Origin of the sequence: Chryseobacterium oleae (assembly GCF_900115055.1) — a bacterium.
GTDB lineage: Bacteria > Bacteroidota > Bacteroidia > Flavobacteriales > Weeksellaceae > Chryseobacterium > Chryseobacterium oleae.
In genome coordinates, this window is sequence record NZ_FOVD01000003.1 from 589,086 (window position 1) to 614,971 (window position 25,886).

The 25,886-nt window shown below is 33.8% G+C and carries 25 protein-coding genes; 18 read left to right on the forward strand and 7 right to left on the reverse strand.

The window, feature by feature from the left end; all coding sequences use genetic code 11:
• Positions 1 to 8 precede the first annotated feature (8 nt).
• The 5 genes from BM143_RS13300 (at position 9) to BM143_RS13315 (ending at position 6,783) form a co-directional block, all read left to right on the forward strand.
• Entirely contained in the window at positions 9 to 3,512 is a 3,504-nt protein-coding gene (locus BM143_RS13300) for a DUF6443 domain-containing protein (RefSeq protein ID WP_090024923.1), read from the forward strand.
• Positions 3,509 to 4,042 carry a hypothetical protein gene (locus BM143_RS13305; RefSeq protein WP_090024924.1) on the forward strand — a complete coding sequence of 178 codons (534 nt, stop codon included), beginning with the start codon at positions 3,509 to 3,511 and terminating at the stop codon, positions 4,040 to 4,042. The genes BM143_RS13300 and BM143_RS13305 overlap by 4 nt, the downstream gene beginning before the upstream one ends.
• 442 nt (positions 4,043 to 4,484) lie before the next feature.
• Positions 4,485 to 4,616: an NUMOD4 domain-containing protein gene (locus tag BM143_RS24285; RefSeq protein WP_139222044.1), complete on the forward strand. Its 132-nt coding sequence runs from the start codon at positions 4,485 to 4,487 to the stop codon at positions 4,614 to 4,616.
• A gap of 114 nt (positions 4,617 to 4,730) precedes the next feature.
• The gene (locus BM143_RS13310; protein WP_090024925.1) at positions 4,731 to 5,093 is read left to right on the forward strand and encodes a hypothetical protein; all 363 of its coding nucleotides are present in this window, start codon (positions 4,731 to 4,733) and stop codon (positions 5,091 to 5,093) included.
• Between the two features lie 478 nt (positions 5,094 to 5,571).
• Complete coding sequence (locus BM143_RS13315) at positions 5,572 to 6,783, forward strand: NUMOD4 domain-containing protein (RefSeq protein ID WP_090024926.1); 1,212 nt, start codon at positions 5,572 to 5,574, stop codon at positions 6,781 to 6,783.
• A gap of 270 nt (positions 6,784 to 7,053) precedes the next feature.
• Here BM143_RS13315 and BM143_RS13320 read toward each other — a convergent pair whose 3' ends face one another.
• Positions 7,054 to 7,410, reverse strand: coding sequence for a winged helix-turn-helix transcriptional regulator (locus BM143_RS13320; RefSeq protein ID WP_090025021.1), 357 nt, complete (start codon positions 7,408 to 7,410; stop codon positions 7,054 to 7,056).
• Positions 7,411 to 7,502: 92 nt separating this feature from the next.
• Here BM143_RS13320 and BM143_RS13325 point away from each other — a divergent pair, with 92 nt between their 5' ends.
• Entirely contained in the window at positions 7,503 to 8,240 is a 738-nt protein-coding gene (locus tag BM143_RS13325; RefSeq protein ID WP_090024927.1) for an SDR family oxidoreductase, read from the forward strand.
• Positions 8,241 to 8,697: 457 nt separating this feature from the next.
• On the opposite strand, the gene BM143_RS24290 is transcribed toward BM143_RS13325, so the two are convergent.
• Together BM143_RS24290 and BM143_RS13335 are read right to left on the reverse strand one after the other, a co-directional pair.
• A complete protein-coding gene (locus tag BM143_RS24290) occupies positions 8,698 to 8,850 on the reverse strand; it encodes a T9SS type A sorting domain-containing protein (protein WP_167375290.1) in 153 nt (50 codons plus the stop codon).
• 204 nt (positions 8,851 to 9,054) lie between these two features.
• Positions 9,055 to 9,537, reverse strand: coding sequence for a hypothetical protein (locus tag BM143_RS13335; protein ID WP_139222045.1), 483 nt, complete (start codon positions 9,535 to 9,537; stop codon positions 9,055 to 9,057).
• A gap of 416 nt (positions 9,538 to 9,953) precedes the next feature.
• On the opposite strand from BM143_RS13335, the gene BM143_RS13340 reads away from it, so the two are divergent.
• From BM143_RS13340 to BM143_RS24295, 3 genes are all read left to right on the forward strand, one after another.
• The gene (locus BM143_RS13340; RefSeq protein WP_090024930.1) at positions 9,954 to 10,628 is read left to right on the forward strand and encodes a DNA-processing protein DprA; all 675 of its coding nucleotides are present in this window, start codon (positions 9,954 to 9,956) and stop codon (positions 10,626 to 10,628) included.
• Positions 10,629 to 10,711: 83 nt separating this feature from the next.
• On the forward strand, positions 10,712 to 11,224 hold the full coding sequence (locus tag BM143_RS13345) for a phosphoribosyltransferase (RefSeq protein ID WP_090024931.1): 513 nt from the start codon (positions 10,712 to 10,714) through the stop codon (positions 11,222 to 11,224).
• A 237-nt stretch (positions 11,225 to 11,461) separates the two neighbouring features.
• Positions 11,462 to 11,704, forward strand: a complete 243-nt coding sequence (locus BM143_RS24295) for a YWFCY domain-containing protein (RefSeq protein WP_090024932.1) — start codon at positions 11,462 to 11,464, stop codon at positions 11,702 to 11,704.
• Between the two features lie 606 nt (positions 11,705 to 12,310).
• On the opposite strand, the gene BM143_RS24025 is transcribed toward BM143_RS24295, so the two are convergent.
• The 4 genes from BM143_RS24025 to BM143_RS13370 all read right to left on the reverse strand — a co-directional run bounded on the left by BM143_RS24025 (position 12,311) and on the right by BM143_RS13370 (position 16,819).
• Complete coding sequence (locus BM143_RS24025) at positions 12,311 to 12,457, reverse strand: hypothetical protein (protein WP_167375291.1); 147 nt, start codon at positions 12,455 to 12,457, stop codon at positions 12,311 to 12,313.
• 479 nt (positions 12,458 to 12,936) lie between these two features.
• Complete coding sequence (locus BM143_RS13355; RefSeq protein WP_090024933.1) at positions 12,937 to 13,656, reverse strand: hypothetical protein; 720 nt, start codon at positions 13,654 to 13,656, stop codon at positions 12,937 to 12,939.
• Positions 13,657 to 14,737: 1,081 nt separating this feature from the next.
• Complete coding sequence (locus tag BM143_RS13365; protein ID WP_090024934.1) at positions 14,738 to 15,676, reverse strand: glycosyltransferase family 2 protein; 939 nt, start codon at positions 15,674 to 15,676, stop codon at positions 14,738 to 14,740.
• Positions 15,677 to 15,772: 96 nt separating this feature from the next.
• Positions 15,773 to 16,819, reverse strand: a complete 1,047-nt coding sequence (locus BM143_RS13370) for a threonine aldolase family protein (protein ID WP_090024935.1) — start codon at positions 16,817 to 16,819, stop codon at positions 15,773 to 15,775.
• Between the two features lie 518 nt (positions 16,820 to 17,337).
• On the opposite strand from BM143_RS13370, the gene BM143_RS13375 reads away from it, so the two are divergent.
• From BM143_RS13375 to BM143_RS13415, 9 genes are all read left to right on the forward strand, one after another.
• The gene (locus BM143_RS13375; RefSeq protein ID WP_090024936.1) at positions 17,338 to 19,035 is read left to right on the forward strand and encodes an autotransporter outer membrane beta-barrel domain-containing protein; all 1,698 of its coding nucleotides are present in this window, start codon (positions 17,338 to 17,340) and stop codon (positions 19,033 to 19,035) included.
• Between the two features lie 422 nt (positions 19,036 to 19,457).
• The gene (locus BM143_RS13380) at positions 19,458 to 19,646 is read left to right on the forward strand and encodes a hypothetical protein (protein ID WP_090024937.1); all 189 of its coding nucleotides are present in this window, start codon (positions 19,458 to 19,460) and stop codon (positions 19,644 to 19,646) included.
• A gap of 141 nt (positions 19,647 to 19,787) precedes the next feature.
• Entirely contained in the window at positions 19,788 to 20,654 is an 867-nt protein-coding gene (locus BM143_RS13385; RefSeq protein WP_090024938.1) for a hypothetical protein, read from the forward strand.
• 279 nt (positions 20,655 to 20,933) lie between these two features.
• A complete protein-coding gene (locus BM143_RS13390) occupies positions 20,934 to 21,356 on the forward strand; it encodes a transposase (RefSeq protein WP_090024939.1) in 423 nt (140 codons plus the stop codon).
• A gap of 29 nt (positions 21,357 to 21,385) precedes the next feature.
• On the forward strand, positions 21,386 to 21,745 hold the full coding sequence (locus BM143_RS13395; protein WP_185116547.1) for a helix-turn-helix domain-containing protein: 360 nt from the start codon (positions 21,386 to 21,388) through the stop codon (positions 21,743 to 21,745).
• Positions 21,735 to 21,971: a hypothetical protein gene (locus tag BM143_RS13400; RefSeq protein ID WP_090024940.1), complete on the forward strand. Its 237-nt coding sequence runs from the start codon at positions 21,735 to 21,737 to the stop codon at positions 21,969 to 21,971. Before BM143_RS13395 ends, BM143_RS13400 begins: the two co-directional genes overlap by 11 nt.
• 393 nt (positions 21,972 to 22,364) lie before the next feature.
• Positions 22,365 to 24,185 carry a GEVED domain-containing protein gene (locus BM143_RS13405; RefSeq protein ID WP_167375292.1) on the forward strand — a complete coding sequence of 607 codons (1,821 nt, stop codon included), beginning with the start codon at positions 22,365 to 22,367 and terminating at the stop codon, positions 24,183 to 24,185.
• Between the two features lie 161 nt (positions 24,186 to 24,346).
• Entirely contained in the window at positions 24,347 to 24,601 is a 255-nt protein-coding gene (locus BM143_RS13410; protein ID WP_090024942.1) for a hypothetical protein, read from the forward strand.
• A 379-nt stretch (positions 24,602 to 24,980) separates the two neighbouring features.
• The gene (locus BM143_RS13415) at positions 24,981 to 25,775 is read left to right on the forward strand and encodes a LuxR C-terminal-related transcriptional regulator (protein WP_090024943.1); all 795 of its coding nucleotides are present in this window, start codon (positions 24,981 to 24,983) and stop codon (positions 25,773 to 25,775) included.
• Positions 25,776 to 25,886: the final 111 nt, after the last annotated feature.

Here is a 25,886-nt window from a genome sequence, read left to right on the forward strand (position 1 = left end):
AAATAATCGTGAAAAAGAAAATAATATTCATAACTTCATTTTTTGCAGCGGTATTTTATAACTCGCAAGTTACTAATACAGAAAATTATGTACAAGAACGGACATATTTAGAACCTGTAGAAATTTCAAATCCAGATGCCAAGCAGATAAATACAGTACAATATTTTGATGGATTGGGACGGGCTAAGCAAATTGTGAACACTAAATCATCATCCTTAGGAAATGATGTTGTAACACATTTTGAATATAATGAATACGGTAAACAGACCAAGAGTTATTTACCAGTGCCTCAAGCAGGAAGTAAAAATGGAGGTTATTATGAAACTCCACTTAATAATGCAAGTAGTATTTATGGATCAGAGAAGATCTATGCGGAAAAATTATCTGATTATTCGCCTCTAAATAGACCTTCACAAGATATAAGAGTTGGAAATGACTGGGCATTTAAACCCGTTTTTTATACATATAGTGTTAATAAAGATGGTGAAATAAAGAAATATACTGCGACATTTAATTATGCAACATTCCAATCAAGTATAAGCTTAGGTGGAACATATGGGAATAATCAACTTTATAAGAATGTAATTATAGATGAAGATAACAATCAAACTATTGAGTTTAAAAATGGAGAAGGTCAGCTTATCTTACTTAGAAAAGTATTAAGTCCTTCAGAAAATGCAGATACTTATTATGTCTATAATGACTACAATCAGTTAGCTTTCGTAATACCTCCATTAGCCTCAAAAACCTCACAAGTTGATGCAGAAATATTAGACAATCTATGTTACCAATATAAATATGATAATAGGAATAGACTCGTTGAAAAAAAGATTCCTGGAAATGCTTGGGAATATATGGTTTATGACAGGCAAAATAGACTGGTATTAACACAAGATGCAATATTAGGAAGTACAAATAATAACTTCGCCAAAAAAGGATGGCTTTTTACTAAATATGACCAGTTTGGAAGAATTGTATATACTGGCTTCTTTGCAAATACAGCAACGAGAGCTGCTATGCAGACAGCTATTAATAGTATGAATGCAAATATAGGAAATAATGAAACTAGAAGCTCTACCCCGTTTGCAGCAAATGGATTGGACATATTTTATACTAAAAGTGCTTTTCCAACAGGAAGCATGACTGTATTAAGTGTCAATTATTATGATACTTATCCACCATTACCAGTCGGTGTTACATTACCTCCCTACATTATCAATCAAGAGCAGGCTGTTTTAAAAGATGCTCTGGGATCCAGAAGTACAAAAAGCTTACCTGTTGCTTCCTATATTAAAAATATAGATGATGACAATTGGACAAAAAACTATACATGGTATGATTTGAAAGGACGCGTAATTGGCTCTCATTCGATTAACTACCTGGGAGGATATACAAAAAAAGAACTGCTATTGAATTTTGCAGGTTCCAATAGGGAAACATATACCTATCATAAAAGAACTCCAAATGATATAGAGGTTAAAATAAAGGAAGTATTTGAATACGATAATCAAAATAGATTAATTTCTCACAAACACAGAGTTAACAATCATATAGAAGAGCCAGTAGCTATATTCAGTTACAATGAATTGGGACAATTAAAAAACAAGAAAATAGGAAAAGATTATAACGATTTTTCTAATCCATTACAGTCTATTGATTATAAATATAATATCAGAGGCTGGTTGACAGACATTAATGATCCAGATAATTTAGGCACTGACTTTTTTGCTTTGAGATTAAAATATCAAAGTCCTCAGGACAGCCAATATGGAATTGCAAAATTTAATGGTAATATATCTGAAGTCGATTGGAAAACCTCATCTGATGGTATACAAAGAAGATATGCATATAATTATGATTCGCTAAACCGGTTATTAAAAGGAACTTTTTTAACTCCAAATCTGTCCTCTCAATCTCAAAATCATTTTTATGATGAAGAAATAACTTATGATTTAAACGGCAATATAAAAACTTTAAATAGATTCCAAGCACCTCCATTAGGATCTTCAACTGCATTACAAATTGATGAACTTGTCTATGATTATGAAATTTCTAATAAATCAAATAAGTTAATTAAGATTACTGATAATAGAAATAATACTTCTGGATATCCTATCGGAGGAAATATTATTAGCTATGATTTAAATGGAAATATAACCAGTCAAAAAGATAAGGGTATTACAAATATTATTTATAATTATTTGAGCTTGCCTAAAGAGATTGTTGCTACACAAGGAAACACTAAATATTTTTATAATTCGAGTGGAGTAAAACTAAGAAAGACCTTTGAAACAAAAACAACTGATTACTTAGAGGGTTTTCAATATGAAAATGGCGTTCTAAAATTCATTCCTACAGGAGAAGGAATGTATAATTTTGAACGATCAGAATATATGTATGATTATAAAGACCAATTAGGCAACGTACGACTTACTTTTGTTGCATCAGATGGCGGAGGTACTATTATTTTAAAAGAAAATAATTATTATCCTTTTGGTCTACTACATCAAGGATATAATGGATTTGATAATCTAAGGGATTTTGACATTCCTTATAAGGATAAATATAATGGAAAGGAGCTTCAGGAAACGGGTATGTATGATTATGGAGCACGGTTTTATATGCCTGATCTTGGTAGATGGGGAGCCACTGACCCTTTGAGTGAATTACAATTTGCTGACAGTTCGTATTCATATGTTTTTGGAAATCCTATAAAATTTAATGATCCAACAGGTATGTTCGGAGAAGATCCTCCAACGAAAGGTTACTCTGCAAACAATCCAATTGATGTAGGTGAAATTGTACTGACAGGGAATCGCAATTCCTCACTTTCCTTTATGGGTATTCAAAGTTTGAGTGCCTACCATTCTTCTCAGGACAGATTAGCAGCAGGGATTAGAGCAAGTAGGGCAGCTCTTGCGACGGAGAAATTTGAAAAAAACCTTGCGTTTGCTATAGGCACATTTGGAATGGGTGGAAGTAATCTGGTAGCCTCGGCAGGCTGGGCAACTTTTGACACATGGCTAAGTTATCAAGAAGAATCTCTACAAGATAAAGCTGCACAAGTTCAAATGGCAGCATTAGTTCTCGTTGTTGTAAGAAAAGGTAATGGGATACAAAATTTATTAGTTACTCCTGATGCATCAAGAATTAATCTCGCTAATGGAATTACACGCTCTACTCCCTTAAGAATGGGCTCTGGAGAACTTATCAGTGCTGGATGGCAGCATGTAGTGGAGGGGCATTTTAATAGAGCTTTAGGAGGGACTAGATCTATTTTTAGTATAACTGAAGATAATTTGAAATCTGTACTACAAAGCAAAACTGTAGTTGATGCACCTATAACAGCGCTAACTGGAGGACAATTTGTCAGGACTGTAGATACCGGTACAATTGTTGGGAATGTAGGTTTGACACATGGAGGAGGTCCTACTTCATGGATTAAAGTAATTACAGATTATAAAGGAAATTTAATAACAACATATCCGGTAACACCGCCAGTAATACCATGAGTCATATTGTATTGAAAAAGTGGGAGCACTTAAAAAAGCAGATAATAGAGCGTACAGGAGATTTAGATGCATACGCTTTAGTTAATCTCCTATTAGACTGGGCGCTAGAAATAAAATTAATTAAAGACGTCCAAGTTAAAAAATATTATAAAGATTTTTTAGAAAATTATGAAAATTTAGAGATTGAAAATATCCTTTATACTGATGAGGTTTGGTATTCATGGGAAGAAATTATTCAAATTGATATTTTGAATTCTAATGTAAACTCTTATCAGAGAGCAATAGTAAAAGTTAGAGATATACTTTTTAATCTTTTAGCATTTAAATCTAATAAAATATGTCCATGCTGTGAAGATGATAATTTACGTGTCTTTTTAGAAAAAGGTTCAGAAAGATTAGTTTTTGAATGCGATATTTGTCTATGTCTAGTTGACGAACATGGTAATAAATTAGAATCAGGCGGAATAGATCTTACTTTCGCCCCAATTTCTTTAATTAAATCTAAAAATATCGAGCCAAGCCCAATTTGATTTACAATAAATTCTGTATTTCAATTAAGGCCTCTTATGTAAAATACTAAAGAAAGGATAATTATTGAAGTTCAAATAATTATACATTTGAATGCTATCACAAGATTATGCCATGGATGGATAGTTGTTCCAACGACCATAGGAGTAGTGGTTAATATTAAAAACGCACCTCTCTTTTCAAGCTAATTTGTATAATTACAATACTAGAGTAGCGAATAAATGTATATAACCTATATCCATTTGAGATAAGATAAACCACCACATTAGTGGTGGTTTTGTCATTTATAATTTGTCTATATTTATAAAGTCTTACTTTTATTTAAGCTTTACAAACAGACAAAGAATGTCGGTGCGAGATTGTGATTTTACTATGCATAATAATATTGTAAAGAAGACCACTTATATTAAAACCGTACATACCATCCGTCTGCATGCATGAACCTTGTCTCTTGATGACCTCTCTGGAGAGCATTGGGAGCTCATACCTGTGCTTGAAAACAGGTACGTCATCTCCAACAAAGGAAGTGTAAAGCGTCTTACCCAATGGACCATAGGTAAAAATAAAACTTTTTAGAAAGAACGGTTAGATGCGGATTTATTTTATATCTTATTAAGTCAATTAGTGAAAATTGAAGCCAAATGAATCTTATTATTTATGTGTAATGATTAGGTGAACTATTTTATTGTCATGAAAACTTCTGTAAATTTTAAAGCAGTCAAAATAGATTCCGAAGCACGCAATTTCAGACGAAAAACCTTCGATTATATAAGAAAGGATCTGACAGGAAAAAATGAATACTGCGTAGAAAATAAAATTTCAGATAGGTTTAAATCAATAGAAGTCTACTATAAGGAAAAATCCAGAAAAAATAATCAAAGCAACAAAAATATATTTTCAATATCCAGAATGACAGACATTTCAAATTATTATAAAATTAATAACATGACTTTCAGACCTAAGTTAGAATACAGCAATAATGAACATAGAGCTAGCAAAGAGTTTACGATTAAGAAGGAAGGGACTATTATCAGCATTTTTACTATTTTTTAATATAGTCAAAATTTTTAACATCAACTAAAAACAGGAAAAATTTACTTTTAACACTGGAAAAAAAATTATTGCTGAAAATTTATATAATAATTTATATAATAATTTATATAATTACTTAACAATTGAAAAGGATCAGGAAGAGTTTAAAAAGAAAGTCAAAGGAGCAGTTGATAAATTGGAGTTTAAACCTTTTAAAAGTCCTTTAGACGAAAAATTAAATAACATAGACCCTATAATTTAGGGGTATCCTTTTAATAAGTTAAAAAAACACGAGATAGCATTACCCATGGAAGTTTAAATACTCCCGAAATAATGGTCTCAAAAACTCCATTCAGTAAGTTACAATATTAAGCACTCAATTAACGTAATTTTTCACACTACCACATTCCCTGTTTTTCCGGAACATAATTTTTATTTTTGTTCTACCAAAACTTTAGCTTACAGAAAAGAAACAGCAATAAAAGAAATTTTTCAATCTATGAAGATACTTCCAGACATAGAAGACCCCTACCTTAATGAAGTTCTTTACAATACTTCCCTTAAAGATATTCCCGGAGAAGAATGGAAGATTATTCAGGATTTTGACAGTTATGCCATTTCCAATTTCGGACGTGTGAAAAGCCTTGAGCGCTGGACAGAGTTTCCCAATGGCAGTTTCCGGAAAGAATATGAACTGATTAAAAAACCGTCATTCAAAAAGTATTTTAATAAATATCTTAATCACTCTTTTTATCGTGTACAATGCAGTTTTTCATTCAAAGGCATCCATTATAATAAGTCTGTAGCCCGCCTGGTCTACTATTATTTCGTGGAAAAGTTCAATCTAAAAAACACCTCAGTTGTTATTTCTTATAAAGACGGTAATAGTCTTCATCTGCATTATAAAAATTTACAAATGCTATCAAGCAGAGAAAAATCTGTTATGGCTGTTGAAAGAAACCGCGTAAAAAACCGAAATATTGAATACCAGAAACCGGTCAGTCAATATACGGTGCAAGGTGATTGGGTAAAGACTTTTGAAAGTATATATAACGCAGATAAGGCTCTTGGTCTTGGTTGCAGAAATATTTTGTATGTCCTGCAAAAGAAAAGTTTTACTGCAGGTGGCTTTCGGTGGTTTTTAAAAGACTATCCTCCCCAGAAAGAAGATTTTCTTCGGAAGACAGCAAATCAAGCACTTAATCCAGACCCTATACTTAACCATTCTCTGTGGAAAAAGTTAGGCAAGCCTTCCATTGATAAAGACAATCCTCCTGCGTGTCTGAATCTCTCACTCAAAAATCTGCCGGAGGAACATTGGAAGCCCATACCTGGATTTGAACATCGGTATATGATTTCCGATAAAGGAAGAATAAAACGATTGAGTGGCTGGACTTCTCATCATAACATTTTTTACGGTGAAGAACAGATAATGCCTCTTAATTTAATGGGCAAAGGTGATACCCAGTATCTTTATATACGGCTCAACCAAAAGGAGAAAAGAACCCTGCTAATGATTTCCCGTTTGCTTTATTATTGTTTTGCAGAGAAATTTGATATGAATGACAAAACGCTGGTTATTGATAACCACAATGAAATGTTATGGGATATCGATCTTTCAAAACTCTCATTATGTTCCTTCAGTTCATTAGTTAATCGAAAAAAGGAGCATAAAAACCGATCAAAGGAGATGTTACTGAAAAAAGGCTAATGATATAATCTTGTTCTGTCCTCAATATCCTAATCAAAACTAATATTTCAGTAAGCTAGGACATCATTTGGCAGTGATTGGCTTTAACTCCGGAAATCACTAATCTTATAACATAACTTATTTCTTTCTAGTGCTCTTAAAGAACGTCAGAATCTTTTTTTTATTCTGCTATAAATATCCTTATATCATCTTCCCTACACTCCATATTTCTCTAATAAAGTATATTTCATAAAATTACATGAAAGCTGTCTTTTCGGACAGATATCAAATTCAAAAAATACTTTGCCTTATTTTCGTCCGGTGCTTCAGTCCAAATTCTATTAAAGCATGAATAACTGGAAGGGTCTCATTAGCATGATCGGTCAGCTTATAGGATACCGTTATCGGCTTTGTATTGTTTACCGTCCGGGTTATCAGTAAATTCTCTTCTAACTGCTGTAATTCCTTTGACAATATTTTGGGTGAGATGCCCTGCACGCTTTCCAACAAATCTTTAAAGCGCATAATTCCAGAAAGGTACAAACTTCGCAGAAGAACTATTTTCCATTTCCCACTTAATAGTTCCAAAGCGTCGTTCAGTGCTAATTGTCTGTTAGGGGCATCTGAAGTACATGTTATTTTTCCCATAATTATAGTAACTATCCTAAAGGTAATGAATAGTAAAATTATCATGAATGATTGATAGTTTTGCTATTGTAAATATAAAAAAATCAAAATTTATGACACAGTATAGGGACAACAGTTTGGCTGGTAAAAAAGTTGTTGTATTAGGCGGCACATCCGGCATCGGTTTAGCAGCATCGTTACTGGCATCGGAGAATGGCGCTTCAGTCGTTGTAGTTTCCAGTACACAGAAAAAGGTAGATGAAGCATTATCAGCACTACCGCCAGGAAGTACAGGATTCACCGCTGATCTTGGAGATGAAAAGCAAACCGAATTGCTCTTAAAAAAAATAGGTGAGTTTGATCACCTCATTTTTACAGCGGGGGACAGACTAAGTTTTAACAAATTATCAGAACTTAATATTGATGAAGCAAAAAAGTCCATTAATTTACGTTTCTGGGGAGCAATAATGGCGGCAAAGTATGCCATGCCGATGATCAGAAAAGATGGATCAATTATTTTAACCACTGGTGCCCTTGGAAGAAAGCCCAGAGAGGGCACAGCTGTAATTGCAGCAATGGCAAGTGCTATTGAAGGCCTTACCCGTGCGCTTGCCATTGAACTTGCACCTATAAGAGTTAATGCCGTTTGTGCAGGAACGGTCAGGACAAACCTCTTCGAAAATATGTCCCATACTGAAAGAGAGGAGCTTTACAACAAAACGGGAAGTAAATTACTAACCGGGAGGATAGGCAACGCAAATGAAATTGCTGAAGTTTATCTGTACCTGATGAGAGCAAGTTTCACCACCGGACAGATTGTTGTGGCTGATGGAGGAAGTTTGCTGGTTTAGCTGATCCAGCTATAATTTTTATACTTTTATAACCGTCACTTTCCAGGCTCACCAGAATTTTAATAATAATTCATCATTAAAAATTAGTATCTAATTAATAAGCTATCTATTTTTAAAATCATCGTCGATATTCAATACTTGGACATAGAGCGTATTTTATATTTATTTACTGTTTGAAAAATAGGGAGCCTTCAAAAACGTGGAAGTTTACCACTACTGTTTAATCCATTTCCTCTCATATGGTTAAGACCCAAAAAGATAATCGTTGCTTGCATATGAAATTTCAGGAACGCCTTGTTGTTTTTAGCGAAACTTACTCTATATTTTGATATTCCCATAAAAATGCCCTAAAAAGTGTCTATCTTTTTAGGGCATTCCCAAAACAGTGGTTTATTTAAGTAAAAAAGCTAATAAATTTGCAATAGCTTGGAGAAAATACACAAATTATAAGTTCGCTTTATTTACTTTTAACAAAGGTCTGTCGAATAATTTCTCCTTCTCTGGTTTTCGCAGATAAGATGTAAGCCCCTGCCGTGAGCGATGAAACATCAATAGTATGAATGCTTTTCACTTCAAATAATTTCTTTCCGGATAGATCAACTACCTCCACAACAAGAGTGACAATAATAGGTAAATCAGCACATCATTTGGCACTGATTGCCTCTACAACAAAGCAGTTATGGAAAGCCTGAATAATGCAATAAAAGTGCTTATATACTTACCAAAGAAAAGATACATAGTTACCAAGTATTGGAAATGATGTTATAAAAAACACGTCTTGTCATTCATTAAATATGGGGATTGCCCTTCTGTACTATTTTACTTTGTCTATTCTTATTTCAACTGGATAAACAGATGCTTTTCCAACCTCAAATGAGACTTCTACCTTATCATTCGTCGTCAGTGGTTTTCCTTCATTATCATAAAATATTGTTTTATCAGTTCCACGTCCAGCATTTTCAGGAACAAAAACGCTGTTATGTCCATTTTCTGCCCAAGTCATCTCTATGGGAGTAATCGTTTCCCCGCCATCACCCGGTGCCGTATTTACATACACTGTTTGGGGCCTGTTAACGTAAACCGTCATTCCTGTGGAATAATTCAAATAACCCTTGATCGAAAAACGTTTTCCTTCACTAGTCTCTTGATCAGCCAAAAGTTTTTGTACAGCTGTCTTTGACGATTCCATGGGCGTTCCTTTTTCACGGTTTTTATTACTATCAAAATACGAGCAGGAAGTAGCTGTTGATAGAGTTGCTGCAATTACCGCTGTCACAAATAATGTTTTAAATGTCATATTAATTTTGCTTTTGTTAATGATGTTTTTGAGTGTAGTATAATATTTATGGCTTATCCTTACGTTCTTGGGAGCCTTCAATACTTCTCTGACTAATATTACGGAATTTCTTTATAGCAAAACCCGTTTATTCATAAAAAACATACTTTAATTTTAACAGATCTGATTCTAAATATTTAATTGATAAAACTAATCTCATGTTTACCAAAAAAATGACCAGTAATTTTCGAAAACTCAATCTTCCCCTAATTCCTTGCTAAAAGTAATATATTTCTGACATTAGTATAATTTCAAGCCTGATTACTATTATAAATATTAAGAAAAAATATCAATTTTAAACTTATTCTAATTTTCACATTTTATGAATATTTTATATCCATTTTGAACAAATCTAGTATAAATTATTACTTTTGTATATGAACCAGCATCCATACCATACATATTATTCTAATCTTACTCCGATTGAAAAGAAGTCCAGCCCCAGAGAATTATTTTTCAAGGGAGATTTTTCTCTTTTGGAAAATGGGAGAAGAGTATCTGTAGTAGGTTCCAGGAAGGTCTCTGACCTAGGCGTGAGAAGAGCAAGGAAAATTTCAAAATTCTTAGTTGAAAACAACATTACGGTAGTAAGTGGACTGGCAGAAGGAGTTGATGCAACAGCGCACAAAACAGCTATAGAATTAGGTGGTCATACCATTGCAGTAATTGGAACTCCACTTGATAAATATTTTCCTGCTGCCAATAAAAGTCTTCAGGATATCATTGCAAAAGACCATCTTTTGATTTCACAATTTCCTGTAGGATATCCTACTACCAATAAGGATTTTCCAATTAGAAACCGTACTATGGCCCTTATAAGTGATGCTACCATAATCATTGAAGCCAATGAAAAAAGTGGAACCAGACATCAGGGATGGGAAGCTTTACGATTGGGTAGGGAACTTTTTATAATGGAAAACGTTATTAACGAAAATATTAGCTGGGCAAAAGAAATGCTGAACTATGGAGCTCAGATCCTTACGAATGATGACTATGATGACTTAATACTTGATATCCCATACCTTACTGCAAAAGCCGATTATGCGTTTTGAGTATCTTACTTTTTTAGTCTATTCTCCGAGAGGGAAAAATACAGTTGCCATGCAATCCAAAAATCTAGAGGGTCTTATTAAAAATGGCGAAGCTGGATTTACAAATCATTTATCATTACTTAAAAGAAAATAATCTACATACTTATTTTGAAGATACTACTTTAGTCCCAGTTCCAAGAAGCTCCCCTCAGGTAGATGGAGCTGTATATCCATCATTGATTATTGCAGAAAACTTAGTGAAAAATGGAATCGGAAATAGTGTAACTGATTGTTTAAGCAGAACAGAGGCAATAGCTAAATCAAGCAGCAAGTTCAGTGCTGATCAACGGAATTCGGTGAGCACCCATTTAAACAGTTTAAAAGTAAAACCACTTATCATTTCGGAACCCACTATTATTATTGTAGATGATATTCTAACGCTGGGAAGAACAGCTTATGCAAGTGCTTTGCTTTTAAAAGAAACCTATCCTGATAAAGAGATTAAGATTTTTTGTCCAATGAGAACACGAAGTTTTAATGAACCAGAATCATTAACAGATATAAGAAGGGATTTCTTAAGAGCCGGCCTCAATGATAATGTTCAACTTCCTGATTGATTACAGTAATCAAAAGATCCAATTAGACAGTACACTTCTTTCTTGTAATTAGCTATGATAAATCTAGCCTTTCAAAGTTTGTCATTTAGTTTATAATCGACTTCAGTTCAATTGTACATACAATGTTTCATCATTGGAAATACATGCTAAAAGAAGCCTTTACACCCAACACCTGCCATATGATCGCCATCATGGTGTATTAAATCTATTTTCATTTTCCAATATTGTTTCTTTAAAATGCTAGGAGAAGATGACTTAAGGGACTTAGAAAAAATAATGGAATTCATGCGTGCGGTTTTTGTTCTCATTTATAATTATTGGTTTCACCATAGTTTTTTGCAAGAATACGACTTGGTATACTCTACAGTAGATACCATACTTATGAATTTTCACCAACGGCAGGCATGTTTTCACATCCACTTTACACCAAAAACACTTGCTGTTATTCTACTTATTTTAATTAGAAACCAAATGAATTAATAATGAAAAAAAATAAAATCCTATGCGATTATTAACAATTACATCAAACAGCATATTAAAAAGGTTTTTCGATGCTTATCTATGATTTTAAATTTGATGCCCTTCAACCATTGCCACTTGTTAAGGCAAACCTTTTGATGATATTAATTTTAAAAACTTATTATACTACAATTTTTCTAGTAGTTTTTCCTTTATACGTAATAATTTCAAAATGAAATTATTTTGGGATGTGGTTTAAAAGCACTATAAAAAAATTACTCGTGCTTAATTCCATCTATTGCAAGATAATTTAATTTTTTTTTAAATTTGCGGCTGATTCTAACGTTCAATTTGAGTCATGGTTAATTAGTTGATCCTCGGATATATCCGGGGATTTTTCGTTTATGATTTTAGTCATATTCTAATGGTGAATTTCGCTTTAATTTTATAATTGACTAATGCATTCATACTTTTGATAATTTACACTTTGCCACTCGTGCCCCCGGGGGGCTTTTTTTATGCCCTTTAATTCTGGAAAAACCAATTTTTATATCAAAAGCATCAGTTAATATTTTGTGAATATTTCAATATATATTAACTTTGACACATGGATTGGAAATTATATCATTAATGCTTCGTGTGGTATATCCGTTGTTGTGACAGTCTTCTATGATCTCCAAAAGTGTTTATGTTGGCACTATCCAATGCCTGAAGCTCAAAATCATTAAGGATGATTCCATACGGTCTTGTATTTTTCCAAGTTCCTATTGCCATAATCCGTCTCTTTTTGTCATTTTTAATCTGGTAAACAGCTTGGAAGTACTACATTAATTTACTTTGAAGCATTTGACACATGCCTGGTAGCCCGACGCAATTACCAGGTAACTTTTACTCATGCCTATACTTCCTGATCAGGATACTTTCATTTTTTATGTACAAAATCACATCATGCAAGACGTATTATCAGATGCGGGTATCATCAAAATTGATACTTTCAATACTGGATCTACAATGTAATTTTATGTTTTTCATGCTTCGTTCTGTGCACTTTTTGTTTTTCTTTCATCCCTTTTGACATCGATGAGAATCAATATAAACTTGTCAAGGGTATAATGATCTTTTCATTATGGAGTAACATACTCACACTTTATTATATATCTTTTTTTGCAATCAGAAGAGTACCAGAAACCTATGCAACAAATGTCATTGGAATGAACTTAATCACAAACGAAAAATATTATCATGATATAAAGCTAATCCTCTGCTGGTATTATATTTTGCAGCCATTGTTGGGCCAGTTTCTCTACATAATCAACCAATGTCGTTACCTCATTAATTGTATAAAACGTATATTCTGAATGATCTTTTAAAACCTCAATATTTTCGAAACTGTGGTCAGCAGCAAAAAGTAAAACCTGTTTTGTATTTAAGTCATAAAAGGTCTCATTCCCATTTGCTTCCTGTGCGAAACAAATCAAATCATCTGTATCAATTTGCTTTACCTGCTCATCTTTACAAACCTGATCATATAAATCAGTCCAGTTACCCAGCCCCTTCGTAAGACCAGATTTTATAAAAATAAAATTTTGATTATCGGTCAGCATTTCACTTCCTGCATCAAAATAATGATATGTTTCTTTTATTCCCCCCATTTCATCTAAGAGTAACTGATGTTCAGTTAAAATTTCGATTTCTGTCTGGATTTTTTCAATATCACATAACCAACCACATCTAAAACCATTCCTGTCAATCCAAGTATGGAGATAATAGCTTGATTCTTTGTTTTTTGATGATGTTATATCAACACGCGTTATCGAAGTCGATTGAAGTAATAGATGATATAAAATCGGGAATGTAGCTATAAATCGCGGACTAAAATTTTTACTGATTCTATGTTCAAGTTCTACTCTATCATCTGGTCTGACAAACCAACTTACCTCTTGTGTGAAATTTTCAAAATCATTTTTATCCATTGTTCGTAATCATTTAATAAATGTTTGTGAAGTTGAGCACACGAAGTGCTTCAATATGGCGGAAACATTAAAAACAACTAACTTCTTGTCTTATTACTAAAGTTGAACAGAATTGCATATGCTTTGCCTATCTTACACCAAGTGTTTTTTTGTTCTCAACCGTTAAATATACTTTTAAAATTTCTGTAAAATCATAAAGAGTTTGGTTTTTCGAAAAAATTATTCGAAAGAAATAATATTATTTTGGTGAATATAAATGATGGAAAATGTCGAACACAGAGGTCATTGAAAACTACAAAATACTTAAAACTATTGTCTATAAGTGGGCTTATAGGTGATAGTCCACAACTCATTTCTCTGCATATCAAGTATGGTATTTTTTTTCATCAGTACAAAAGAGAAATACTGCCTAGGTACTCAAGGAGCTCTAATTACAAATACGAAACTAATATGAAGTGATCATAAAAATCCCCAGAAACCCGGGGATAAAAACACAAATGATAAAAAAAATTATTTCGATATGCTAAAATAAAAAATATTTTTCAGCCAGAATTGTTAAACTATTATAAAATTCCTTACTGATTTTATGTAATAACTTTCTTCTTACCAAGGTGCATAAAGAACGTCATAATCTATTTTTTATCCTGCTATAAATATCCATTTATTATCTTTTCTGCACTTTAGATTTCTCTAATAAAGTCTATTTGGAAAATTCAGTAAATGCTGGTTTTAGAAACAAATATCAATTTCATAGAAGACTTTGCCTTATTTTCGTCCTGTGCTTTAGTCCAAATTCAATTAAAGCATTGATAACAGGAATGGTTTCCTTTGCGTGATCAGTCAGTTTATAGGATACCATTATAGGTTTTGTATTAAGTATTTTCACTAATAAGCCTAAACGGTTTCTTAACCTTTTTTTATTTTCCAGATAAAAAATTACTACAATAATTATGCAGAAATTATGACCGTTACATGAATAAAAAAAAGGACTTAATTATTCCATACCATTGAAGCCGATTACTAAACAACATCCATGGAGTAAACAAATCTATCCAAACTTACAATTTATAAATTGATGCGTTTAAAATAAACTATATCTGAAATTAATATTATAAAGCCCTGACCGTATACTTGGATAATCGGTAAAAAGATACCGTACAATCATTCCCCATTTTTGCAATGCAGGTGCTTTTGCAATTTCAAAACTTCTATGCATTCTTTTGACATGAGTTCTTATATCTTCGGAAACTTCCTTCTCGCTCTGCAGCCAGTTGCTCACCTCCCTCCAGAGTATAGCTCTTGATATTGCCGGATTTATTTCCCTGTTATCCACTTTTGTTATTCTGTTACTTTCATGTACACCTCTTATAGCAACAGCCTGATCAATAATCCCGGGATACAGATCGAGATAAAATGACAAACGGAAAAGAAATTCAGTATCTTCATGAAGCTGTAACTCTGGCTTAAACAAAGTCTCCATTTTTAAAAGAGCCTCTTTTCGAACGGTAAGAGTGTCAATACTGAAAAGACCAAAGGTTCCCAACATATGAAGCTGTCCTTTAAAAATATCTTTCGGTTCATATTTTTTATAAACCGTTGTAAGTCTTTCTCCAAATAACCTGTAATACTGTTTTTTCGCTTTCTCAGAATAGTAATGTACACCAAGAGCGCCATACACTCCCTCAATTTTCACATTCTTAAAAAGCTCTTTTTCAGCAGCAAATCGATTGGGTAGAAAGTAATCATCAGCATCCAGAAAAGCAATAAAATCCCCGGTTGATTTTTCAATCCCCAGATTTCTGCTTGCTCCTGCCCCATGATTTTTATGATCAGTATGCTGAAAAAATTTTACCCTTTCATGTTTTTCAGCTAATTCAATGCAAATTTGAAGTGCATTATCTGGTGATCCGTCTTCAATAAGGATAACTTCATAAACTTCTTTAAAATGTAATGCAGAATGTACTGCATTTGCGACATATTTTTCTGCATTGTAGACAGGAATAATGACGGAAATTTTCATTCGATTAATTATAATTTGTGTTGTGGGTCATTAATAAATTCATCGAAAACATCAGATGAAATAGAAAATGAAGCTATACTTCCAGTTGATCATATTTTAAAGAATCCTGCTGGTATTATACAATTTTAATTTGCTTTCAAGTACATCTAAATGAGAATCTGTAAAATCCAGATGGGTCACAAAGCGTACCAGATTTTTTCCAAAAGGTGAACATAATATATTATTTTCCTTCATTTTAGCAACAAAGGTTACTGCCTCTATATTTTCCGGAAGAACTCCTATCACAATATTAGTCTCAACGGGATATAAGCTGATAATATCTGTATAGGTCATTAATAATTCCCCCACTTTTTTTGCCCTGAAATGGTCATTTTTAAGCTGGGAAATATGATTGTCAAGAGCGTAAATGCCTGCTGCTGCCAATCCACCGGCCTGCCTCCAACCTCCTCCCATTGCTTTCCTTGCTCTTCTTGCCTGTTTAATAAACACAGAGGAACCAATAAGCACAGATCCTACAGGACATCCCAATCCTTTTGACAGGCAAATGGATATGCTGTCAAATACTTCTCCATAGTCCTTAGGGGTTTCTGAAGTTTCAGTTAAAGCATTAAATAGCCTGGCTCCATCTAAATGCAAAATAAGCCCATGATCTTTACATATTGTTTTGATTCTTTTGATCTCATCAAAATTATAAATACTCCCACCTCCCTTATTTGTTGTGTTTTCCAATACGACAAGTCTGGTTATGGGTTGATGAATATCATTCGGATTATTAATAGCATCTCTGACCATAGCTGCACTTAATTTTCCATAATCTCCAGCCAATGTCCGAACCGAGGAAAAAGCATTCATGGCAATTCCTCCTCCCTCATACAGATAAACATGGGAAAGCTGGTCACAAATCACTTCATCCCCGGGTTTTGTATGAACTTTAATCGCCAATTGATTGGTCATAGTTCCGGTAGGACAAAAAAGAGCAGCTTCCCTACCGAACATTGCTGCTACTTTTTCTTCCAGTTGATTCACTGTAGGATCTTCATGGTACACGTCATCACCTAATACTGCATTGTTCATCGCATGTTTCATTTCCGGTGTTGGTAAGGTCAAGGTGTCACTTCTTAAATCTATTACTTCATTTTCCATATTATAAAAAAATTAAATATCTGTATTGATTATTTTGATTTGTCTGGATTAATGTTCAGGCACTACCCCATTTCTATAAATACTAAAAGTTATTTCACGATAGGTAGTATAAATGGTTTTATGGTAATTGTATGTGAAACTTCAAAGAACCATCACGGTGCAGTCACTGAATTTCTCAGAGAGATCATTTTCTCACTTATCACTGATGCAGAGGGTTATTATTTTAGTATTTTTTCGACAAAAGTTTATCGGATTACCCGATTCGTATTTACTTTTCCAAGGCAATAATACAAACAAAATTAACTTGTATTATCATTATAGCAATCAGACAGGCCTAAAATGATAGATATCTACTATATGTTTTAGTTTTTGGACCTACTAACTTTGCCCATCGATAATACCGATATCAATCGGTAAAAAAACACAAATAACCTATGAACCTAAACAAGCCCTGAGGCTTGTTTAAGATTTGTAACATAATACAATTGAAAAAAACACAATTTTAATACAACAAGAAAATGACGAAAAAAAAATTATTATTTCTACTATGTATCTTTTTATTATCATACTTATACAGCCAGGGAGGAAAGGTTGGGATAGATACATCGTCACCCCATCAAAAAACTGTTTTAGATATTGTTTCTAAGACAAACAATACAGGGGTGCTATTTCCCAGACTTACAACAGCCAATATCGCCTCTATTCAACCAACAGCCGGAGACTCTGTTGTTGATGGGTTATGGGTTTATAATACCGACACAAAGTGTTATAATTACTGGGCTGCTGCACCTCAGAATCAATGGCTGGAAATTTGTGGTAGACCTATTAATACTGTAACAGGCTCTGCTACCTTGAACTGTACAGGCGCAAGCTCTACAGGAACTTTAGTAAGCGGACAACCGCCAAATGGTGTGTCTGTTACCGTGCCTTATACTGCTGGCAACGGAGGAGCATACCCGGCACAAAATATCAATTCTACAGGAGTTACAGGATTGTCTGCCAGTATAACTGCCGGAAACTTCAACAGCGGATCCGGAAATCTGGTGTTCAGTATATCCGGAACTCCTACAAATAATGGCACAGCTACTTTTGCCCTGAGCATAGGCGGTTCTTCCTGTTCTGTGAATGTCAATGTGAATATGAAAGGTGGACAGGCAACATTAAACTGTGGTGCATCAACTACTTCCGGAACATTAGTTGCCAATTCTCCTGCTACTGGGGTATCATTTACAATACCATATACTGCAGGTAATGGTGGTCCTTTTACAGCACAAAGCATTGCATCAACAGGAGTTAGTGGATTGACCGCCACAATTGCTGCCGGAAATTTTAACAATGGTACGGGAAGTCTTACTTATACTGTAAGCGGAACACCTTCTTCAGCAGGAACAGCAAGTTTTATCGTAAATATAGGTGGATCTACCTGTACCGTAAACTTTACCGTTATTGCTGGATTTGATTTATCAAAGATGAAAATATTGGCCTTGGGCGCAAGTCCTTATTCAGTAGATACAGGAACTAATGGAGGGTTAGGAGTTGCGATGTACAGTCCCAATAATTTTGGGCCTAATGGAACCGTTAAAACAGTAAATACGTGGAACGTTACAAGGCGTAATGTAACCAGTGGTGGTCTTTCAGATTTAAGAACAGCGGGATATAAAATGTTAATCGTAGGGTATGCTTATGATATAGCTAATCAAACTGATCTCAACAGCATTTTAATTTTCATTGAAAATGGCGGGACCGTTCTCTGGTTCTCTGAAACAAGCGGGACATCTACGACGAATTTGGTTAGATCGATGTCGGGGGGGCAAAGTACTCTTGGAACCTGGTCAACTTGTACTGCAATTAATTCAAGTACAAGTAATGTATTGGTTGGAGATTTTGGAGATGCGAGAGGAAAAATATATGGTAACGATGCGTGTACTGCCAAAAATATGAGTGGAAGCTATGATCCTAACATAATTGATATTTTGTCCAGCTCAGGAAGCAATGTTATGGCATTCAAATATAAACCAAAAGAGTTCTATTGGTTCGGAGATGGTGGAATGTCAGTGTATGTAGGTAGTCCAGCTCCTGTAAGCGGTAACAGTTATCCGTGGTTATTAGATAGCAGCAGGAGACCCGTTATAAGCACATGGGGAGGTCGGGCTAATGTATCTAACTCTGTTATGTTAATGAATATTATTGCCAAAGCTTTGAAAAATGCTCAATAACTGGATTAAGAAGACTTTATTATATGTTTAATGTAAGGGACTGCTTCACTTTTGAAGTAGTCTCTTTTTATTTTCAAGCAATAAAATATTTTGGATAGTATATTGTGATTGGCATCATCAAATATTTCACCTTATTAAATAAGATTCTGTTAATTTCATAATTTTTCAGGATATGTTGAACCTGAGCCTTTTTTCCACAGTACTTTTCAAGTTAATTACAATAATACAAAACAGCAGTTATTATCATAATAACAAATTAAAAGAGTAAAAATGATAGATATCTACTATATGTTTTCATTTTCAGACCTACTAACTTTGTCCTCAGTTACTTCCGATAGAATTCGGCTAAAAAAACACAAATAACCTATGAACCTAAACAAGCCTATGGCTTGTTCAAGATTTGTAATGACACAATTAAAAAAATGAAAAAAATATTAATTCTAACAGGTGTAATCTTATGCACCTCACATGCGTTCGGACAGGTCGGTATCAATTCTGCAGCTCCACATTCATCAAATAACCTTACTCTGGCTCCCAAAGATTTAAAAGAACAGTACAAAGAAATCCTTTTTAAGCCCAATGATAACAAGCCAGATTACCAACATACGTAGCCCGCTTGCTTAATACTGTATCTGAAAGTGAATAAGGGGCAACTCCGCTCAACCTCAATGGTTATTTATCAGTACGAGACAATAAAAAAGACTTCTTTTTTTTAAACATCAGCCTAAATAAACAATTAAATAATACAAAAAATGAAAAATAATAAATTACTTATCGGAACATTTACTTCAGTAAGTTCTATTATCTTCGGACAGGTAGGTATCAATACATCGACACCTCAGGCAACCCTTGACGTTGTTGCAAAAGTTCCAACAGGATCCGCTGCTAATGTAGATGGGATTTTAGTACCTCGAGTTGACCGGCAGAGAGCACAGAGTATGTCTTCGGTTCCTGTATCTACGTTGGTATATGTTAATAATATAGGAACGGGAGCAGCTACAGGAACAGCTGTTAATATTGACAAAGTAGGATTTTATTATTTTGAAAACGGTATTTGGCAAAAAATGCAGCCAATAAACGGTCCCAGTGATCTTACTTCAGCTGGTACAGTCATTTATACGAACGGAAAGACAATAGTGGCTCAGGAAATAACAGCTCTCATGACTGATGATTTTAGTATGACTGCAACTAGTAGTCCAACGGTTGGATTATATATCGGAAATTTAAATGTTGAAATTATAGACAATGAAAACTCTTACACTTCTACTGCTACTTGGAATAATTTTCGAGTTAAGGAGAATGGGGTCTATTCTATAACTATGAATTTACAGTTAACAGATACCAAAGCTTCCGTAGGTAGTTTAGGACCTGTAATTGGACTTTGGGATGATGCCTCTAATCAATGGGTTGCCAGGGTTAATGATGGTTATCCAACAGCAGGCAGATTACAAACTTATACCTTAATTACTTCCATTAACTTAAGAAATGACAGAACGTATTCTTTTAGAGCTTCACCCCATTTTAGCAATGGTACTGAAACACTTACTATAAAAGCATTCAACACAGGTTCAACAGGTTCTGGGCCTATATCACAGGTAAGTGTTAGAAGGTTAAAATAAAATACTGAAATTTATAGATTATTATTCAAATGTTATGGTTTAGGGAGGCAATGGATCCGGAAAACAAAACCAATCTAAGATCAGTTATATTATTGAATTAAAATAATTATGATCTGAATTATTATTCATATTAAGAAAACACAATCTATATATATTTATTTGATTACAAGTCAATACGGGCTTGTAATCAAATAAAAATGACAAAAACCACTAGAAATAAGTTACCTCATTACCATACAGTTTATCCTGCTGAGTATTTCATAATTTAAATCAAGAATAATGGATTTTAAAAACATACATATCGGTCAGCTCATTCAGAAAAGAGTATTGGAATGTGAAATTGATATCGTTCGTATCTGTAATTTTCTTAAATATTCAGAAGATGAAATCGATACCATGTATACATTAAAAAGCCTTGATTCTGAACTCATATTAAGATGGAGTAAACTTTTAGAATATGATTTTTTCAGGATATACAACCAGCATTTGATTTTATACGCTCCGCAAACACCAATAAATCAATCTCATGTAAAAAAAGAATCTGAATTGCCGAAATTCAAAAAAAACATTTACACCAAAGAAATTATTGATTTTATTGTAAACCTGATAGAAAGCGGAGAAAAAACAAGAGCGCAGGTTATTGAAGAGTACAGAATTCCGAAAACTACATTATACAAGTGGCTTGAAAAATACAAATCATAAGAATAAATTCCCTTAAACACAAAATACTCATGGAAAGCAGAGAACCTAATTATGTGAAAATTTTCTCAGATATCATATCGAAAAAATTTCCAAAAAAAATTTCCAGCTGTACGTATTTCCTCGAAAAGGAAAAGCTATCCTCATTGGATGTTATCACTCTTAACCATATTTTATTTCATGACGGTGAAGCAAGTAATGAGCACAAATCTTATGATGATGAAAGCATTGCCAAAATATTGGAATATCAAAGAAAAAATAAGATGACCAACACAGCCATTGCATCAGTATTTAAATTAAGCCGGAATACTTTGGCGGCCTGGAAAAAAAATGCATCAAAAAAAGTAAAAAGAATTCACCAATACCAAACCACTGATCCGTATGAGAGATAAAAAATATTATTTTTCTGATAAGAATCAGAACATCATATCAGAAGATCAGTTAGTTGGAAAAAAGATAGACGATCTCAAATATTTTTTCACTGATTATCAGATCAAAAAATCAGATGCCAACGAGCGTATTTTTATTATGAAAAAATCACTTTTAGGGCTGTTTAAACTAAAACTACATTTATATCTTACTGAAGATACAGTATATGATTATGCTATTCAAATTTAATCTTCAATTAAAATTATAAAACACTGCATCGGTATATTTTTTTATTCATCCTTTCATAGCTAAGTGTTGCGACTTAATTTCTTTATATCATATTGTTTGGGATACCGATGCTTTGTTTTATTTAAGACAATAATGGAAGAGATCTCTCATCCTAGACTATGGGTTGGGACGTGAGCTCAAATCCAAACTAAATTATAGATGCAATAGGTAACAGATTCTCTGGTAAAAAATCATTGTAATCTGGATATGCATTGAAGGTAATCATTGCCATATTGATATTTCAAGATTTCTAAAAATTAAAGACGACAATCCCTTTTATTATTCGGGTATCAGGCCTTCATGCAAAAAAGGTTTCACACATATCTATTTAAGATTATTAATATAAACTTCACAATGAAAAAAATTTTAGCTATTATTTTATCATTAGGCACAATAATGATATTTGGGCAGGAATCTTGCGCCTTTGACCGGGTTCAGCAGGAACTTGAAAGAAAAGATCCAGAAGTACGGAAATCAAGAGAAGAGGCAGAAGCCCACCTCTTGAAGATGAATGCAAAGGAATATCTTAATAAAATTGGGGCTACCTCAAAAAACGGATTGTACACAGGACAGGTCTATGAAATTCCTGTTGTGATACACGTTATAGAGTCCTCTGATCCATCCAACGCTTCTCTTGTACGGACTGATGCACAGATCCAGGAATGGATAGAAAACAGCAACAAGGTATTCGCAACTACGTATGGCAACGGCTATTATCCGGAAGGCCCGGGAAATGATGGTGGAAATGTCATCCCTTTTAAACTTGTGATGGCCAAAAGAACTCCTCAATGTGCTAGCACTAACGGAATTATAAGGTATAACGGGAGCAGCATTCAGGGGTATGATACCTATGGTGTGAGATCATCTGGACCCAGCGGACCTAATGGACCTAATGAAAACACAATAAAAAATATGGTCCCGCATTGGCCTGAGAGCTCTTATTTCAATATCTATCTGGTTATTGGTATTGATGGAGATAAAGGGCACAATGGGGTTTTAGGCTGGGCATATTATCCTTCAAATCCCAATTCTACCTATGATAGTTTTATGAAAGTAAGCGGTATTGGTAATCCCTATATTTTTACACATGAATTAGGGCATGCATTTGGACTGGATCACGTATTTTCCGGAACTTCTGCCATTTCGTCTTCTCCGCAGGCTTCACATTGTCCGGATAACTCTGACTGCACCATCAATAATGATAAAGTATGTGATACAGAACCTACTGCTAATCTTTTATACGTTTCGCCGTTTCCTTCCAACACAAACATTAATCCATGTACAGGATCACCTTATCAGGGGATTCAGTATAATGTCATGAATTATACGGCCAGGCCAAGGAAATTTACTGCGGGGCAGAGGGAGCGTGCTATTGCTATGTTCATGCAGTACCGGTCCAATCTAACAAGATCTTTGGCAGGAACGGCTTCTCCTGTACCCACATTACTTGCTTCCGCCTGTAAACCTACCGGTATAACTAATCCTGCAAATCAATCCATGGGTCCAACGCGAGTTCAGCTCGGCAACATAGATAATGCATCTGATGCATTTTGGACGTATTCCAATGGACATTATTATGCGGATTACAGCTTGCAAAACTGCTTTAAAAGAGAAGTTTTTACAGATATCAGCGTCAATTCCAATCAGCTAAAGATAAGTTTTGTGGGCAACTCACAGTATATAAGGGCATGGATTGATTATAACAATAACGGCATTTTTGAAGATTCAGAATTGATTGGCGCTTCACCTAACAGACTCAATGCCGGACAATCACCCTATGTGATCAATTTTACACCTCCCGTTACAGCAACAAGAGACACCTATTTGAGGATGAGAGTAATAGCGGACAGGAATCAGAAAACTCCCTGCGAAAACTTAACGAATGGTCAAACGGAAGATTATTCAGTACGAATTCCAGGGGCCACTTTAAATACTATTGAGACCAACAAAGCAGCAAATGCCGTTCATTATTCTCCAGATAATAATTCGTTGATTCTTGTCAGTAGTAATTCTCAAAAATTTGGCAGCTACGAAATTTATGATATCAGCGGAAAAATGATTCAAAAAGGAAAGTCTGAAACCAGCAAAATTATATTGAATTTCTACCATAAAGGGACTTATGTCTTAACATTTGTAGAAAACGGTCGGAAAGTTTCTAAAAAATTCATTCAATAAATCGGTATCCAATAATGGGTTCAGAAACGGAACTGGAAAGGAAGACCAATCCCTGCTCAAAAAAACACATCATTATATATATTTTTTCATGTTACACGCCTTTAACAAGGCCTGTAACATGAAAAATAAAAGACTTTGCAAATAATAAAATTTTTCTAAGGATGAAAAATAAAAAATTTTATTTCAATAAAAAATATTACTTCTATGATAAGCATCAAAACATTCTGCTGCGGGAAGATCAGCTGGTTGGAAAAAAAATGGATGAGCTGGATTTCTTTTTCACTGATTATAAGGTACAAAAAATACATACCCGAGAATGTGTTTTTGTTTTAAAAAAAAAATTCTTAGGACTATTTAAATTAAAACTGTATTTATATCTTGATGAAGATACAGTGTATGATTATAGTATCAAGTAATTATATAGCATCGGTATCATTCTTTTATTTCTTACATTGCTTAAGTTTAAATTTCATTCTATGATTTTGTTGAGATATACCGATGCTTTTTATCTAAATTTTACAATATAGGAGTTTTCACATTTTGAATTTGACAGCCACAAAAGACCTATATCTAATTTTTTCAATTTTTTTTCACTGCTGAAGTACCTAAAGAACTTTTGATGGTCTTTTAGAAATAACTCAAGCCAGCTAAAAATTCTATTACAACATCCTGTTGTCATCCACAAAAACAGTATAAAGAAATTAAATTCCAATAAAAACTATTGACCTGACTGTGTGTATGTTGGTATACTTGTAGCAATAGAAAAGTAGACTTATATTAATTAGTGGGAATATTATGGGGAAAAATATTAATCCAATGGATGAAAAGGAGTTTAATGATTATTTTTATAAAAGAGATGGTCAACTGCCTGCGAACTATTTCGACTTTTTTGAAGATTCAATTGAAAAGGCTAAAAAGTTTTCTCTGGGACCCTTCTTTTGGTTTATTATTAATGGGACAAACATGAAAATAGAAAAAACCAGTGAAAATATTGATCAATTTACACCTTTTAGTAAGGAAGACTGGATGGGCTCAAATCCTGAATTTTTCATTAATTTATTTCATCCTCAAGATAGACAATACGTCATGGGAGCGCTTGCATTTGCTGTCAGTGCCCATATGCAGCTTTTAAGAGAGGGAAAAACCGATTTCATTTTCAATCATTACGGAAGAATGATTACCCGGGATGGAAATTATCGCTGGATATTAATTCAATCTCCGATTCAAATTATTAATAATTACGAAATAAAAGCATCTATATTATGTATTTACGATCTTTCCCATTTCAGTATCCAAAATATGCCCCTTCTTTCCATCATGGATTTTAGTGATAATGAAGTCCAGTATTTTAAGCATGTTGATCAGCAGTTACTTCAAATAGACACGGAAAAGCCTAATATAACCAATCGTGAGAAAGATATATTAAAGCTTATGGCACAAGGCTTCACCAGTCCGGAAATTGCAGAAAAGCTTTTTATCTCTTATAGTACGGTGGAAAACCCTAAAAGTAACCTTAGAAAGAAAACAAACACTAAAACTTCAGCAGAACTGATTGCTTATACTATGAATCACAGCTTGCTTGTCCTTTAAATAAATCGAGCATAGTACACGGGCCCTATCAAAAATCATTTCTCTTATAATATGATAACAGCATTTTGATGGTTTGCAGCACCGCTGAAGCGTTTCTTATAGAACAATAGA